At 41.6% G+C, this 243-nt stretch carries 1 protein-coding gene; it reads left to right on the forward strand.

The window, feature by feature from the left end; all coding sequences use genetic code 11:
• Positions 1–243: reverse transcriptase domain-containing protein (locus V6255_RS18190; protein WP_341629399.1), on the forward strand; the 243-nt coding region annotated here is incomplete at both ends.

The raw sequence follows: 243 nt of genomic DNA on the forward strand, positions 1-243 counted from the left end.
CCGTTGATATTGACCTCTCAAAGTTCTTTGATGAAGTTAATCATGACATTCTAATGAACCGCGTTGGTCGTAAAATCAAAGACAAGGCATTAATGGAATTACTCGGTCGGGTTTTACGAGCACGTATTGCAGAGGCAGAAACAGGTCTTTGGTTTCCATCCGATAAAGGCCTACCGCAAGGTGGGCCACTAACACCACTTCTTTCCAATATTATTTTGGATGAACAGGATAAAAAGCTAACAC

The organism is Psychromonas arctica, from assembly GCF_038155225.1.
In the GTDB taxonomy this organism is placed as follows: domain Bacteria; phylum Pseudomonadota; class Gammaproteobacteria; order Enterobacterales; family Psychromonadaceae; genus Psychromonas; species Psychromonas arctica_B.